The organism is Leptotrichia hofstadii, assembly GCF_007990525.1.
GTDB classification, from domain to species: domain Bacteria; phylum Fusobacteriota; class Fusobacteriia; order Fusobacteriales; family Leptotrichiaceae; genus Leptotrichia; species Leptotrichia hofstadii.
Genome location: NZ_AP019823.1, coordinates 652,292 through 664,361 on the forward strand (window position 1 = coordinate 652,292; position 12,070 = coordinate 664,361).

The window sequence follows — 12,070 nt, forward strand, 5'->3', positions numbered from 1 at the left end:
CTAGTCATCTCCCAGCTTTATGTTATTATAGATCATTTTTAATTTGGATTTTTCAACATGCGTGTAGACTTCTGTTGTTGTAATGTTGGCATGTCCGAGTATTTCTTGAACAATACGTATATCTGCGCCATTTCCAAGTAAAATTGTCGCAAGCGAATGTCTGAAAATATGTGGATAAACATTTTTTTCAATTTTTGCATTTTTTGCAATGGTTTTTAAATCTTTCCAGAATTTTTCCCGTCGAGTATTTGGAAAAATCTTAAAACTTTCGCTCGCATTTTTTAATTTTGGTCTGTAAATAGTCAAATAGTTTTTTATTTCATTTTCAAGACTGTCATAAATTGGTATTATACGGTATTTTGAACCTTTTCCAAGCACTTTTATAAATTCATAGTCCTGATTTTCCACATCTTTTATTTCCAGATTTAAGGTTTCTGAAATTCTTGCTCCAGTTGCAATGAGAATTTTGATAATCAGCTTGTTTTGCATTCCTTCAGGCGTGTGAGGGCAGTTATCGACAATTTGTTTCATTTCCTTCAGTGTTAAAATTTCAGGAAGCCTTTGTTCACGTTTCAAAGTTTTTATCATTCCTGTCGGATCCTTTTCCACGTCTTTATTCAAATAACAAAATTTATAAAATGTCTTTAAAGCTGAAACTTTTCTCAATACCGAATTTCTTCTCAATTTTTCATTCAAATTTTCTATATATTGAAAAATATCCTTTTCTTCAATTTCAGAAAAATTTTTTTGAGCAAACAGAAAAAATTGCAGCAAATCACGATTGTATCCAGTAATAGTGTTTTTGGAACTTCCTTTTTCAAATTCAAGAAAATCAAGAAATTCTCTAATTTGCGTTTTATTTTCACGTGATATTTTTTTCTTTTGAACTTTTCTTTTGCTTTTTGAATTATTTTCATTATTTTTTTCTTCTGTTTTGGAAATATGTTCAGTTAAATTTGAATTTTCTTTTGCCGGATTTTTTAAATTAATACTTTTTTGTCCCATAGCCCCATTATCTCCTTAGCATGATTAACAGATGCTTCTGTAATGTTGTCTCCTGAAATAATTCTTGCAATTTCCCTTATTCTTTCTTCCGTATTTAATTCCCGTACTTTTGTTTCTGTAAAGTTATTTTCAATTTCCTTTTTGATGAAAAACTGCTGCTGCGCCTTTCCAGCAATTTGTGGGGAATGTGTTACACAGATAATTTGCGTGTTTCTCGAAAGTTCCCGTAATTTTTCAGCAACTCTTCTGACAGTTTCTCCAGAAATTCCGGTATCAATTTCATCAAAAATCAGTACGGAGATATTGTCAACAGCAGAAAACACAGTTTTAAGAGCAAGCATTATACGTGAAATTTCCCCTCCTGAAGCTATTCTGGCAAGCGGCTTGAATGTTTCTCCTACATTTGTCGCAATTAAAAATTCTGCGTTGTTTATGCCGTATGCCGTTATTTCTTCAGTTTTTGTAATTTCTACCTTGAATTTTGCATTTTCCATATTTAAGTCGCTTAGCTGAATATCAATTGTGTTCTGAAGGCTTTCTGCGATTTCCATACGAATTTGGCTAAGTCTTTCACCATCTTGAAAATATTGGCTTACCAGTTCATTTTTTTCAGCTTTTAAATTTTCCAGCTCTTCATTTTCAAAATTAACTAATGACAGATCTTTTTCAAGCTTATCCTTGTATTCAAGGATTTCAGTAATTGTTGAGCCATATTTTAATTTCAGCTTGTTAATTGCGTCAATTCTTTCGACAGTTTTTTCCAGTTTCTCATCGTCCATCTCGACATCTCCAGAAAAATTATCTACAGAATACGAAATTTCCTCCACTTCATAAAGTACAGACTCAATCTTATCGTATAATTCGCTATAAGATTCTGACAAATCCGAAAGCTGCTCCAAATTTCTCTTAGCCCTTCCAAGTGCTGATAAAATCGAAAATTCTCCCTCTTTCAAAAGTTCTGAAGTTTCTCCCAGCTTTTCGTTAATTTTTCCAGCATTGAAAAGTATCTTATACTCTTCTTCCAGCTCTTCATCTTCATTTTCCTTTAGATTAAGATTGTTGATTTCATTAAACTGAAATTCTAGAATATCTTTTTTTTCTGCAATTTTTTCTTTTTCTTCTTCAATATTCCTTATTCTTGAATTTAATTTTTTTATTTCATTTACGTTTTCACGAATCTTTTTAGAAAGTTCCTTTCCCTCGTCATCAAGAAATCTGTCAAGCAAGTGCAAATGGTATTCCTCATTCAGGAGGAACTGATGTTCATGCTGCCCAACCAGATCAATAATATTTACCATAAGCTCCTTTAATCTTGACAAAGTAAGCCTTGAACCATTTACAGTAATCTTTGACTTGGCACTCCTGTCGAAATACCGTGTTATGATAAGTTCGTCATCGTCTATCTCAAACCCAAGTTCATTGAGCCTTTTTTTCTGATTTTCATCCAATTCAAAAATACCTTCTGCAAAAAGGCTTTCTTCCCCATTCCTAATCATATCTGTATGACTTCTTTCACCAATTAATAGTGAAATTCCATCCAGAATAATTGATTTACCAGCTCCAGTTTCCCCAGTCAATGCAATAAATTTTTTATTAAATTCTAAATCCAATTTTTTGATTATTGCTAAATTATTTAATCTTAATTCCCTTAACATCTTTTCCCTTTCACTATTTTATTTTTTATAAAACAGAATCTCCCCATTTCAGTTTTTGTCGGAGAATGCTGTAATAATCGCTGTTTGTAGGTTTTATTATTCGGATTTTTTTCTTTGATAATCTTGCGGATACCAAATCATTTGGCTGTATTTGAAACCATTGATTTCCATCGATATTCAGGTGAACTGAGTCATCTCTGGAGGTTGCCTTGAAACTTAGGACTTCGCAGCCGTTTACAATTATCGGTCTTGCTGTCAGGCTTTGTGAAGCAAGAGGGGTTATAGAGAGCGCATTTAGTCCAGGGTGGACAATTGAACCGCCAGCAGAAAGCGAATAAGCGGTAGATCCTGTAGGAGTTGCGACAATTATTCCGTCAGCCCTGTACTTGTTCACAAAAACACCGTTTGAGTAAACTTCCACCTGTATTAGATGTGCTTCATGCCCTCCCTTTGTTATTACAAGCTCATTTAGTGCATAAAAAATATTATCTTCATATTTTACTTCTAAAAATGCCCTTTCCTCAATCTTGTATTTTCCGTTCTGGTAGTCCTGAAGCATTGTCGCCGCATTTTGTGGCTTCACTTCTGCAAGATAGCCAAGAGAGCCCATATTTATTGCAAGAACGGGAATATCTCTGGAAATAGCTTCTTTTACAGCTACAAGCATTGTCCCATCTCCGCCAAGTGAAATTATCAAGTCAGCTTCTTCCACTCCAAAAACTTCCTGAATATCTTTTTTTTTCAGGAAATTATAAAAGTCCTTTAATAAATTTTCATCTCCGTATCCACTTTTTATAATTCTAACTTTTTTAACTTGATTTTTCTTGTTTAGATTATCATTATTTTCCAATTTTTCAGAATTTCCCATAATAAATACCTCTTTTAAACATTAAAATTAAATTCTAAAACATTTTTTTACCTTTGTGAGATATTGTATCATTTTTAAAGATTTTTTTCCATAAGTTTTCTAAATATTTTTAAGGTCTGAATATAATCTGATTTAATGCTGAACTCCATTTAAAAAATAGAAATTAAAATTTTATAACAGCTAATTTGACAGCTTTATAAAAAAATCTAATTGTTAAGCTAAAAAAAGACTGCCGTAAAAATCCAGCAGCCCGGTTAATTTATTTATTCAGAATAATAGTATTCACTGCGTCTGTAATTTCTATGTGAAGGGGTATAGTAATAGAGCCTTTTTATGATGAAAGCGTTTTTCCCTCTTTTCATGTCATTCAGCATTCTTTGTGAAAAATTTTTTCCTAGGACATGAATTGTTTTTTTCTCTGCATTTGCAGGGATTTTTGGATTGTCCCATTCAACTTTACGCCCTGGATATGTGTCAATGCAGGTTGCATAAAGATTTACATGATCAAGTGAAGAATTCTTGTAAAAAGCTCTGTAAGTCGAGATGAAGCATTGCTGATTGGCGATATATCCCATTGTTCCGTTTCTTATATCCCATTCCACAGTTTCAGGCAGTTCCTCGAAGGGAGCTTTTTTAGTAAATACAATACTGTCAGCAAATATATTGAATGAAAGCAAAAAGATGCAGAGAGCAAATAAAGATTTTAAATTATTTTTCATGCCATTCTTCTCCTTTGTATTAATCGTTTAATGTATTCTAACATTTAGTATCCATTTTTTCAATATATTTTCCTTTTATTATCATGTGTATTACAGAGAGTTTCTAACGCTTTTATAATATATGTTCGGATGTTTTTATACTGTTTTTCATTTAAATAGCAGGCTGTTTTATTATAATAATATATCGCACAATATATTGGGGCAAACTAAAAAATTTTGAAAATCAAATAATTTTGCTTTACAAATAAAAGAATAAAAAGTATAATTATACCATAAATATAAACTAGGAGGAATTTTTTTATGAAAAAAATGGGAATTTTACTAATTATTGGAGCATTAGTGGTGGTAAGTTGTGGGAAAGACGCTGGAGCAAAGGAAGCTGGGAAGGCTGGAACAACAGCAGAGCAAACTGCTGAACAAGGAAAAGCTGATTTGAGTAAGGAAACTGCTGAATACAAGAAATATGTTGAAGGTCAGATTGATATGCTTTTAAAGGATACAGAAAACTTTGCACAATTACTAAAGGATGGAAAATTAGAGGAAGCAAAAAAAGCATATCCGTTAATCCGTATGGCTTATGAAAGATCTGAACCTATTGCTGAAAGTTTTGGAGAATCTGATATTAAGATAGATTACCGTCTTGTAGACTTCAAGGAAGAATTTAAAAATGAAGAAGGATGGAAAGGTTTTCATAGAATTGAAAAAATACTGTGGGAGCAAAACACTACAAAAGGAACTGAAAAATACGCAGACGATCTTGTAAACGACATTAAGGAGCTAAAGGCAAAAATTGCTACAATTGAAGTAACGCCTGATTTAATGGTTACAGGAGCGATTGACTTGTTAAATGAAGTTTCGACTCAAAAAATTACTGGAGAAGAAGAAGTATTCTCGCACACTGATTTATACGACTTTAGAGCAAACATCGAAGGGGCTCAGAAAATTTTTGAACTATTTAGACCTAAATTAGAACAAAAAGATGCTAAGCTTGTAACAACTTTAGATACTGAATTTAAAGCTGTAAATGCACTTCTTGATAAATATATGACTGATGATAAGCATTACAAATTATATACAGAATTAACAAAAGAAGATACAAAAGCTCTAGCTGAAGCAGTTACTAAACTTGGAGAACCTTTATCGCAAATGGGAATCGTAATAGACGCAACTCCTAAGAAATAATGTAATTATTCGGTAACTAATATGTTTAAGTATTATTTAGATAAGGAGTTAATTCTCCTTGTTAAAATTAACGTTTAGATTATCGAACACATCTTAAAATAACTTGCAGTATAAAAGAGGTAAAATAATGAGTGACGAAAATGATAAAAAATGGTTTGACAAAAAAATATCACGTCGTGATTTTTTGAAAAAAGCTGGAATGGTAGGAGCTGGAGCCGCAATTGGAGCAAGTGGAGCTGGCGCTATTTTTGCCAACATGTTCAGCGGTAAAGCAAATCAGGTTGTTGGAAATGAAAAGATTTCATTTTATGGGGAACATCAGTCAGGAATTGCTACTCCTGTTCAAAAAAATGTCTATTTTGCGGTATTAGATTTACATTCTACGGACAGGGAAGAAATAAAGCAGATGTTCAAGGACTGGACAGATTATTCTGAAAAACTTATGAAAGGTGAACTTGTTGCACCTGAACTTTCCAATCATCTAGTTCCTCCACTAGATACAGGAGAAGCGGTGGGATTAAATCCATACCGTTTGACAATAACTTTTGGAATAAGTCCATCTTTTCTGGATAAATTGAAAATGGATAATAAGAAAATGGAAGAATTTAAGGATTTGCCACATTTTCCGAGAGACCAGATAAAGGATAAGTACAAAGGCGGAGATATTTGTATTCAGGCTTGTGCGGATGATGCGCAGGTAGCGTTTCACGCTGTGAGAAATCTTGTTCGTAAAGGTCGTGCCTTAATTACTTTAAAATGGACCCAAGCTGGTTTTTTACCAATTGGAAATGGAAAAGAAACTCCAAGAAATCTTTTTGGATTTAAAGATGGAACGGAAAATCCGAAAAATGATAATGATTTTAAAAATGTTGTCTGGTATGATAAAGATAATTGGCTTAAAAATGGGACTTTTCTTATTGTAAGACGTATTCAAATGCATCTTGAAACATGGGATAGAACTAATTTGCAGGAGCAGGAAAATACGTTTGGAAGGTATAAGGAAAGTGGAGCTCCCTTTGGAGAAACAGACGAATTTGCAACGATTGACATAAATAAAAAAGGACCAGACGGGAAACCGGTTCTACCAATTGATTCACATGTTTATCTTGCCAAAAAAGCTGATGTTAAAATAGCACGCCGTGCTTTTTCGTATTCCAATGGAATAGATGAAGTGAGTGGACAGTTTGATGCAGGTTTACTATTTATATGTTTCCAAAAACATCCTGATCAGTTTATAAAGATTCAGAACAGCTTAGGAAATGAAGATAAACTGAATGAATACATTACTCACATTGGAACAGGAATTTTTGCGTGTTTTGGAGGAATAAGGAAAGGAGAATACATTGGCCAGAAATTATTTGAATAAAATAAATATATTACTATTTTTATGTTTTATATTATTCTTCACAAATGTTATCGCAAAGGAAAGCTACAGCAGTCTTTATATAAAAATAACAGATACAGCGACTGCAATAAGAAACAATAATCAAAATGAAGCAAAAAAACTTTTTTCCGAAGTAAAGGATGAATTTAAAAAGGTAAAAAATGCTGATTCAGTAAAAGGGAAAAAAGTGCAGGAACTTTTAAATAAAGAAAAGTCCACATTGTCAGAAGATGACTTAAGAGAAGTTACAACAGCACTATTAGCTTTTGAAAAAGAGCAGAATCCTGTTGACGATAATGAGGAAAAGAAAAAGTTCCAGTCAAGAATGAATCCTGCTTTAGATGTGCTGGAAAAGGCAATTCAATCTAAAGATGTGGAACTTATGAAGAAAGAATATCTAAAATTTAATGGCGTATGGACAAGAAATGAAAGTTTTATAAGAAGCAGAAGTATTCCTTACTATGGAAAAGTGGAAACTGCAATGTCGTTTTTGAGAAGCTCTATGGAAGTGGAGCCATTTGATTATGACAACACAATAAATTCTTTTAATGACTTGAAATCAACAATACAAGACTATTTAGATGGCAAGAAGATAGAAAATAATGTTTCAAGCACAATTACACTAAAAGAAGCTGTAGATATGTTGAAAGATGCGTTGGAAGCCTTTAAAAATGGAAATAAATCTAAAGGTCAGTCAAAAGTGAAAGAGTTTATTCAGGTATGGCCTACGGTTGAAGGCGATGTAAGTACGAGAAATTCGGCTTTATATACAAAAGTGGAAACACAGACTCCAATAATCATGGTAAAAGGTAGTGAAAAAGAGTATCAGGAACAATTACAAGGATTAATTACAGAATTATCACAAATCGATACAAAAGCACAATATACGTTTATTGATGCAATGTTTATCCTCCTTCGTGAAGGTGTGGAAGCACTTTTAATAGTTCTAGCATTGGTAAGCAGTCTGAAAGCTGCAAATCAAAAGAAAGGATTACGTTGGGTGTATGCAGGAGCTGCTGCTGGAATTTTTGCAAGTGTGGTAATAGCATTTACTCTTCAGGCTTTATTTCCTGCCGTATCTTCAGGAACAAACCGTGAAATTCTGGAAGGATTTGTAGGAATTTTTGCGGTTATAATGATGATTGGGATTGGATTTTGGCTGCATAGTAAATCATCCTTGAAATCTTGGAAAAATTATATTGATAAAAAAATGGATATTGTGTTAAGTACAGGAAGTTTTGTGTCAATGTTTGTACTTAGTTTTCTTGCGGTATTTAGGGAAGGGGCAGAAACAATATTGTTTTATGTAGGAATTTTACCGTTAATTTCATTGCAGAATTTGATTATCGGTATTGTAAGTGCGATATTGATATTAATTGTAATTGCACTTGTTTTAATATATGCTTCTTCAAAAATAAAAATACATCAAGTGTTTTTTGTGCTTACGTGGACAATTTATTTCCTTGCATTTAAAATGCTTGGAACAAGTATTCACATGCTGCAAGTTGTTGGGATTTTACCGTTGCACGTAGTTCATTTTATACCTACAATGGAAATTTTGGGAATTTATGCAAATATGGAAGTATTTATTAGTCAATTAATTTTAATTGTGATTATCGTGATTGCTGCATTGATAAAAAAGAGAAAAGATAAATAAAATTTTAAAAGATAAAATATCGGAAAGGAATAGAATGGCTAAAATTGACGAACAGACGCTTGTAGAACATTTGAGCGAGTTTAGGAAAAGACTCATTATTACAATTATATTTTTTATTGCGGCTTTTTTAGTAAGTTTGCTATTTTGCTCCGATATTTACAAATTACTGACAGCTTCATTCAAGCAGAAGCTCACAGTTCTTGGACCTAATGATATTTTGAGCATTTATTTAATGCTGGCTGGAATATGTGCTTTTAGTTTGACATTGCCTTTTACAAGTTATCAGCTATGGGCTTTTATCCGTCCTGCTCTTAAGGAAAAGGAAGCTAAGGCAATTTTATCTTATGTGCCTGCAACTTTTATATTATTTGTTACAGGACTTTCTTTTGGATTTTTTATAGTAACACCTGCGTTATTAAATGTTTTACTGTCTTTTGGCAATGATTTGTTTAATATTCAGCTTACAGCAAATAATTATTTAACATTTGTATTACATACATCATTACCGCTTGCTGTAATATTTGAATTGCCCGTTATTGTGGCATTTCTAACATCGCTGCATATCTTAACGCCGCAATATTTGATAAAAAACAGGCGATATGGCTACTTTATTTTACTGGTAGTCGCAGTCGTTCTGACGCCAGCTGATTTTATAAGCGATTTAACGATGGCGGCACCATTGATCTTGCTTTATGAAGTGAGTATTTCTGTTTGTAAATATGTCTATAAAAGAAGGAGGAATGATTAAAAATGGGAATTTTCAGAGATATAGGAGCGCCAGGCCTAATAGTTCTTATACTTGGGGCATTACTTATTTTCGGACCAAAAAGACTGCCTGAACTGGGAGAATCCATCGGAAAAATGATTCGAGAATTTAAAAAATCAGTTTCTGGAATTGAGTCAGAAAGTGATGAAACTAAAAATATAGAGGATAAAAAAGAAGATAAATAAAAAATTATTTTTAAAATAAATAAATAAATTAATATAATTTTATAACCAATTTTTTGATTCCACCCAATATAAGGGCATTATTACTGTGTCCTTATATTTTTTTATTTGAGAAAATTGTGTTGCTAAAATTTTGTCAAAAAATATTTGTTAATCAAAAAAATTAAAACAAGAAAAAATCACAGCCAATATTTTTAACTGTGATTTTAATACTTTTATAAAAAATCAAAAAAATTTACTTTTTAAAAATTATCTTACAATTTGGAATAAGATTGCGACAACTAGAAATAATGTTGCAACAATTTCTGTAAATTTCTCAATTCCTTCTTTTTCTTCGTCCAAGATATTAGCAGAACTTTTTGCTAAACCTTGGCTTCTGTCTGGCTGTAGTAAAATTACGCTTATCATGATGATTGATAAAATTACTAGAGCTATAATTAATAAATTTTCTAACACGTTATTACTTCCTCCTATAATTTACAAAACAAGAGAATAGCCAATTAATTTTTATTGCAAAATAATTATTTAGCTGCTGCATCTCCGGCTTTTATTATTACAGCGAATTTTTCAGGAATTAAACTTGCTCCTCCTACTAATCCGCCGTCAATGTCTGTTTGAGCGATTAAGTCAGCTGCATTTGCATCGTTCATTGAACCGCCATATTGAACAGTTACGTTTTCTGCAACTTCTTTTCCATATAAATCAGTTAATAATCCTCTGATGAATGCGTGAACTTCCTGAGCTTGTTCTGGAGTAGCAGTTTTACCTGTTCCAATTGCCCATACTGGTTCGTAAGCAAGTACAACGTTTGCCATTTCAGCGGCTGTTACATCTTTTAATCCACCAGTAATTTGAGTTTTTACAACATCGTTAGTAGTTCCAGCTTCTCTTTCTTCCAAAGTTTCTCCGAAACATAAGATTGGTTTTAAATCGTGAGCCAATGCTGATTTTACCTTTTCATTGATGATTTCATCAGTTTCGTGGTAATATTCTCTTCTTTCAGAATGTCCTAAAATCACATATTCTACACCTAAATCTTTTAACATCAATGGTGAAACTTCTCCAGTATATGCTCCGCTTTCTTTAGCGTTCATATTTTCAGCAGCAATTTTAATGTTGCTTCCTGCAGTTTCTCTAGTTGCTGTTTCTAGTGCAGTGAAAGGAGCTCCAATTACGATTCCTGCATTTTTCACATCTGCTACTAAAGGTTTTAATTCATTGAAGAATTGTGCGGCCTCTTTTGCAGTTTTGTTCATTTTCCAGTTTCCAGCTACTATTACTTTTCTCATAGTTTCTCCTCCATTATTTATTTAATATTTTACATTTTCTTTTATTTTATCACATATTGCTTTTTTTATCAATGCTAATACACGAATTTTTCAATTTGATTTTTTATATCTTTTATGTTAAAATTCTTTTAAGTAATTAAAGTAAATAAAATCTAAAAATATATTAAGATTAGGAGGAGTATATGGACAATAATATCGGTGAAAAAAAATCAATTGCAGGATTAAGAGCTTATGCTGCAGCTTTTCTTATAAATCTAAGTTTTTTTGCAGGATTTAGAATCGAAGCCGCTTCATTTCCAATAAAACTAAGTTTTTCAATGGGATTTAGCCTATTAATACCAATAATTGCATTAATTCTGGAGCAGGAGAATGGATTTGTAAGAGCCTATGCAAAACAGACATTGGCAGTAACAGTGCTATTGTTAATTTCGACATTTTTAAATATTATTATAGTCGCGGGAAATATCTTATTTTTCGTAATTTTTGTAATATTATCTGTTTTCCAAATTATTGCAACAGTATCATCAGCTTTGAAAAAAGAATTTAAAATTCCTTTTATAGAAAAAATTACGGATTTACTATTTGTAGACTAATAGAAATAAGGGGTATAGGCTATTTTATGCCCCTGTATACAAATTTTAACAAAATTTATGAAAAAGTTATTGACAAATTATAAAAATGTGTGATATACTAACTGAGTAATGTATGGGTGGATGTCCGAACGGCTAAGGGACCGGTCTTGAAAACCGGCGAAATCGCAAGATGTCTGGGTTCGAATCCCAGTTCACCCGCCATTTAAAATTTATATTTTTGGAGAAGTGGCAGAGAGGCCGAATGCGCTCCCCTGCTAAGGGAGTATCCGGGCTAAAACTTGGATCGAGGGTTCAAATCCCTCCTTCTCCGCCATTTTTTTTTAATAGACGAATTAATTCAATACAAACAAATGCATCTGTAGCTCAATTGGATAGAGCGTCTGACTACGGATCAGAAGGTTATGGGTTCAACTCCTGTCAGGTGCGCCACTAAATAAATTAACTAAAAATAATAACGATAATCACTCTCAAAATTAATGTTTTGAGATTTTTTTTTAAAAAAATAAATAGAATGTGGTTGAAATCCTAGCTTTTTGTTTAATAATTTCCGAGTTTAAAAATCTGAAATTTAAATATAGCAATATTTATAATTTAATGTCGTGATTAAAAAAAATGCTTAGATGAGTTGAGATTATAAAGGAGATGGCGGCCAGTATAAAAGAAGGAAAAATATAAGAATTATAGAAAGAATATTTATTAATCAAAAAATTTAAAATAAGCTATCAAATAAATTTGCTTATTTGATTAACAAAATTAAATTTCAAAATAAG

Annotated in this window: 12 protein-coding genes and 3 tRNA genes; 9 read left to right on the plus strand and 6 right to left on the minus strand. The window is 32.1% G+C overall.

The window, feature by feature from the left end; translation table 11 throughout:
• From FVE77_RS03115 to FVE77_RS03130, 4 genes are all read right to left on the minus strand, one after another.
• Positions 1–1,005 carry a tyrosine-type recombinase/integrase gene (locus tag FVE77_RS03115; RefSeq protein WP_026745608.1) on the minus strand — a complete coding sequence of 335 codons (1,005 nt, stop codon included), beginning with the start codon at positions 1,003–1,005 and terminating at the stop codon, positions 1–3.
• Entirely contained in the window at positions 981–2,660 is a 1,680-nt protein-coding gene (gene recN / locus FVE77_RS03120) for a DNA repair protein RecN (RefSeq protein ID WP_026745609.1), read from the minus strand. The genes FVE77_RS03115 and recN overlap by 25 nt, the downstream gene beginning before the upstream one ends.
• Before the next feature lie 25 nt (positions 2,661–2,685).
• The gene (locus FVE77_RS03125; RefSeq protein WP_026745610.1) at positions 2,686–3,528 is read right to left on the minus strand and encodes an NAD(+)/NADH kinase; all 843 of its coding nucleotides are present in this window, start codon (positions 3,526–3,528) and stop codon (positions 2,686–2,688) included.
• A gap of 263 nt (positions 3,529–3,791) precedes the next feature.
• Positions 3,792–4,247, minus strand: a complete 456-nt coding sequence (locus FVE77_RS03130; protein ID WP_026745611.1) for a hypothetical protein — start codon at positions 4,245–4,247, stop codon at positions 3,792–3,794.
• A gap of 300 nt (positions 4,248–4,547) precedes the next feature.
• Between FVE77_RS03130 and efeO the strand changes: the two genes are divergently transcribed.
• The 5 genes from efeO to FVE77_RS03155 all read left to right on the plus strand — a co-directional run bounded on the left by efeO (position 4,548) and on the right by FVE77_RS03155 (position 9,421).
• Entirely contained in the window at positions 4,548–5,429 is an 882-nt protein-coding gene (gene efeO, locus FVE77_RS03135) for an iron uptake system protein EfeO (protein WP_026745612.1), read from the plus strand.
• A 127-nt stretch (positions 5,430–5,556) separates the two neighbouring features.
• On the plus strand, positions 5,557–6,795 hold the full coding sequence (gene efeB / locus FVE77_RS03140; RefSeq protein ID WP_026745613.1) for an iron uptake transporter deferrochelatase/peroxidase subunit: 1,239 nt from the start codon (positions 5,557–5,559) through the stop codon (positions 6,793–6,795).
• Positions 6,773–8,470 carry an FTR1 family iron permease gene (locus FVE77_RS03145; protein ID WP_026745614.1) on the plus strand — a complete coding sequence of 566 codons (1,698 nt, stop codon included), beginning with the start codon at positions 6,773–6,775 and terminating at the stop codon, positions 8,468–8,470. The genes efeB and FVE77_RS03145 overlap by 23 nt, the downstream gene beginning before the upstream one ends.
• A gap of 34 nt (positions 8,471–8,504) precedes the next feature.
• Positions 8,505–9,218 (plus strand): twin-arginine translocase subunit TatC, encoded by a 714-nt coding sequence (gene tatC, locus FVE77_RS03150; RefSeq protein ID WP_026745615.1) that lies wholly within the window; start codon positions 8,505–8,507, stop codon positions 9,216–9,218.
• Positions 9,219–9,220: 2 nt separating this feature from the next.
• Positions 9,221–9,421, plus strand: a complete 201-nt coding sequence (locus FVE77_RS03155) for a twin-arginine translocase TatA/TatE family subunit (protein ID WP_021769740.1) — start codon at positions 9,221–9,223, stop codon at positions 9,419–9,421.
• Between the two features lie 246 nt (positions 9,422–9,667).
• On the opposite strand, the gene secG is transcribed toward FVE77_RS03155, so the two are convergent.
• Entirely contained in the window at positions 9,668–9,874 is a 207-nt protein-coding gene (gene secG, locus FVE77_RS03160) for a preprotein translocase subunit SecG (RefSeq protein WP_006804864.1), read from the minus strand.
• 65 nt (positions 9,875–9,939) lie between these two features.
• Positions 9,940–10,707 (minus strand): triose-phosphate isomerase, encoded by a 768-nt coding sequence (gene tpiA, locus FVE77_RS03165; protein WP_006804863.1) that lies wholly within the window; start codon positions 10,705–10,707, stop codon positions 9,940–9,942.
• Positions 10,708–10,889: 182 nt separating this feature from the next.
• On the opposite strand from tpiA, the gene FVE77_RS03170 reads away from it, so the two are divergent.
• From FVE77_RS03170 to FVE77_RS03185, 4 genes are all read left to right on the plus strand, one after another.
• Positions 10,890–11,300: a DUF4870 domain-containing protein gene (locus FVE77_RS03170; RefSeq protein WP_026745616.1), complete on the plus strand. Its 411-nt coding sequence runs from the start codon at positions 10,890–10,892 to the stop codon at positions 11,298–11,300.
• Between the two features lie 114 nt (positions 11,301–11,414).
• Positions 11,415–11,501, plus strand: a tRNA-Ser gene (locus FVE77_RS03175).
• 18 nt (positions 11,502–11,519) lie between these two features.
• A tRNA-Ser gene (locus tag FVE77_RS03180) sits at positions 11,520–11,613 on the plus strand.
• Positions 11,614–11,652: 39 nt separating this feature from the next.
• Positions 11,653–11,729: transfer RNA gene (locus tag FVE77_RS03185), tRNA-Arg, on the plus strand.
• Positions 11,730–12,070: the final 341 nt, after the last annotated feature.

Excerpts from the sequence above, each read along its gene's own strand:
- FVE77_RS03155 (WP_021769740.1), top strand. The coding sequence starts at position 9,221 with ATGGGAATTTTCAGAGATATAGGAGCGCCAGGCCTAATAGTTCTTATA.
- tatC (WP_026745615.1), top strand. The coding sequence starts at position 8,505 with ATGGCTAAAATTGACGAACAGACGCTTGTAGAACATTTGAGCGAGTTT.
- tpiA (WP_006804863.1), bottom strand. The coding sequence starts at position 10,707 with ATGAGAAAAGTAATAGTAGCTGGAAACTGGAAAATGAACAAAACTGCA.
- FVE77_RS03115 (WP_026745608.1), bottom strand. The coding sequence starts at position 1,005 with ATGGGACAAAAAAGTATTAATTTAAAAAATCCGGCAAAAGAAAATTCA.
- efeB (WP_026745613.1), top strand. The coding sequence starts at position 5,557 with ATGAGTGACGAAAATGATAAAAAATGGTTTGACAAAAAAATATCACGT.
- FVE77_RS03125 (WP_026745610.1), bottom strand. The coding sequence starts at position 3,528 with ATGGGAAATTCTGAAAAATTGGAAAATAATGATAATCTAAACAAGAAA.
- recN (WP_026745609.1), bottom strand. The coding sequence starts at position 2,660 with ATGTTAAGGGAATTAAGATTAAATAATTTAGCAATAATCAAAAAATTG.
- efeO (WP_026745612.1), top strand. The coding sequence starts at position 4,548 with ATGAAAAAAATGGGAATTTTACTAATTATTGGAGCATTAGTGGTGGTA.
- FVE77_RS03130 (WP_026745611.1), bottom strand. The coding sequence starts at position 4,247 with ATGAAAAATAATTTAAAATCTTTATTTGCTCTCTGCATCTTTTTGCTT.
- FVE77_RS03170 (WP_026745616.1), top strand. The coding sequence starts at position 10,890 with ATGGACAATAATATCGGTGAAAAAAAATCAATTGCAGGATTAAGAGCT.